The organism is Paenisporosarcina sp. P4_E4_2, from assembly GCF_056401595.1.
Genome location: NZ_JBFUJC010000400.1, coordinates 1 through 2618, shown reverse-complemented (window position 1 = coordinate 2618; position 2618 = coordinate 1). Strand labels below are relative to the sequence as shown.

Below are 2618 nucleotides of genomic sequence, written 5' to 3'. Positions count from 1 at the left end.
CATAAAACCACTTACTCAGACCGAAGCAAATCAGTATTGGAATATTTACCAGCATAAACGCTCAAAGTTTTTAACCAATCGAATTTATTCCAGTAAATTTGGTACCAGAGATAAGTTTTTAAACAATTGTTATGTTGAACGCATTCTACCAAAAGATTTACCGTTATATATAGGCTTTCCACTACTTGGATCACAAGTCTTCCAAAACCATTCTACAGAATGGCAGTTAGCGCTAGTATGCGCGCTATCCCAAAAGCAAGTAGATTTCGATAATATCAGCGAAGTGTGGATCGAAGCATTTCTTGCCGAATACTGTAGAGTAATAGACTTTAAAATAGCGAAAGATGTAGTCATGCAATATTGCCAATTGCTACAGCAAATAAATTTCGATTTATCTAAATTAGTATCACAACAAATCATGCAAGAAACATTTTTAAAACAACTTTTTCATAGGTTAATAGTTGCAAAACGTTAGGAAAATTGAGAAAATATAGAAGTTATTCGATTTTTCTATCAAATCGGCTCAAGGGGGAACGGAAATGACGACAGAAACAAAAAACAAAATTTTATCACGTAGTGAAGTACCAACAGATTTGACATGGAAGCTTGAAGACATTTTCTCTAGCGATGAAGCATGGGAAAGTGAATACAAAGAAGTAAGTGGGCTCGCAGAAAAAGCAGAAACATTTAAAGGTACCTTTGAGAACGGGTCAGAAGCTCTTTTCAATGCTTTTACGTATAAAGATGAAGTGTTGGAGCGTATTTATCGCTTATATACTTACTCTCACATGCGTTACGATCAAGATACAACAAATAGCCACTACCAAGCAATGGACAGCCGTATTAAGACGTTGCTTGTAAAAGTATCAACAGGTTTATCTTTCATGACACCAGAACTATTGGCGTTGGATGAAACGAAAGTCAAAGATTATGTAGAAGAACATGAAGGTTTGAAATTATATAAACAAGTATTAAAAGAAATTAATGAAATGCGTCCACATGTTCTTCCTGCAGAACAAGAAGCGTTATTGGCTCAATTCGCGGAAGTGGCAAATGCTTCTTCTGAAACATTTGGAATGTTGAACAATGCCGATTTAGAATTCCCTACGATTAAAGATGAAAATGGGGAAGATCTGGAATTGACCCACGGTCGATACAGCCGCTTACTTGAGAGCTCTGATCGTCGAGTGCGTGAAGATGCTTTCCGTGCCATGTATGGTACATATGGAAAGTTCCGTAACACATTCGCTTCAACATTAGCTGGGAATGTTAAACGCGATAACGTGAATGCTAGAGTTCGTAATTATACTTCTGCACGTCACGCTGCAATGTCTGAAAATCATATTCCTGAGCAAGTGTATGATAACTTGGTTGATACCGTAAATAAGAACTTGCACTTATTACAACGTTACGTCTCTTTACGCAAGAAAGTATTAGGTGTCGACGAATTGCATATGTGGGATCTTTACACACCATTAGTTAAGGAAGCAAAGATGGAAATTCCTTATGAAGAAGCAAAAGAAATTATGCTTAAGAGCTTTGCGCCACTTGGTGAAGAGTATGTATCGATTGCCAAACAAGGATTGGAAAATCGTTGGGTGGATGTTGTAGAGAATAAAGGAAAACGTTCAGGTGCATATTCTTCTGGTGCATATGGAACAAATCCTTATGTACTAATGAACTGGCAGGATAATGTGAATAATTTATTCACACTTTCCCATGAGTTTGGTCATAGCCTTCACAGCTATTATTCACGCGCAAATCAACCATTTATTTATGGGGACTATTCTATATTTGTAGCTGAAGTTGCATCAACGTGTAATGAAGCATTATTGAACGAATATATGTTAAACACAATTGAAGACGAGCAAAAACGAATTTACTTGCTGAACTATTGGTTGGAAGGGTTCCGTGGTACTGTATTCCGTCAAACGATGTTCGCTGAGTTTGAGCATTTGATTCATAAAATGAACCAAGACGGGGAAGCATTGACAGCAGATAAGTTGACTGAAGTTTATTATGATTTGAATAAAAAATACTTTGGTGACGACTTGGTTGTTGATGAAGAAATCGGTCTGGAATGGGCTCGTATCCCACATTTCTATTACAATTATTATGTTTATCAATATTCGACTGGTTACAGTGCTGCAGTAGCTTTGAGCAATCAAATCCTTTCTGAAGGCCAACCAGCAGTTGATCGCTATATCAACCAATTCCTGAAAGCGGGGTGCTCAGATACGCCGATTGAAGTGCTGAAAAAAGCAGGAGTTGATATGACATCCGCTGCACCGATAGAAGAAGCGTGTAAAGTGTTTGAAGAGAAGCTAGCTGAACTTGAAAGTCTGTTATTAAAATAATCATTATCCACCTCCATCTGAAATAGATGGAGGTGTTTTAGTTATATCGGTATATCATTCAAATGGTAGAAATAGAATCGCATTTTACTGGAAGCGCTTACCTTATGACGATTTTGTGAAAAAGATTGTGAAGGATTGATTTACTCGTTATGTCATGATATCGTTTAAATGTGAAATAAATCACACACAAACATACACCCCTTTGTTTGAACGTGAACATTTCTCCCATCCCCTTTGTGAAAAGAACCGTCACTCCAGAAA

The 2618-nt window shown here is 37.2% G+C and carries 1 protein-coding gene and 1 pseudogene; both read left to right on the top strand.

What is annotated here, in order from left to right; translation table 11 throughout:
* Positions 1-475, top strand: a pseudogene (locus tag AC1DSB_RS17770) (competence protein CoiA); the annotation flags it as partial.
* 64 nt (positions 476-539) lie between these two features.
* Positions 540-2357 (top strand): oligoendopeptidase F, encoded by a 1818-nt coding sequence (gene pepF / locus AC1DSB_RS17765; RefSeq protein ID WP_477531658.1) that lies wholly within the window; start codon positions 540-542, stop codon positions 2355-2357.
* Positions 2358-2618: the final 261 nt, after the last annotated feature.

Coding starts and splice junctions, on each gene's coding strand:
- pepF (WP_477531658.1), top strand. CDS start 540: ATGACGACAGAAACAAAAAACAAAATTTTATCACGTAGTGAAGTACCA.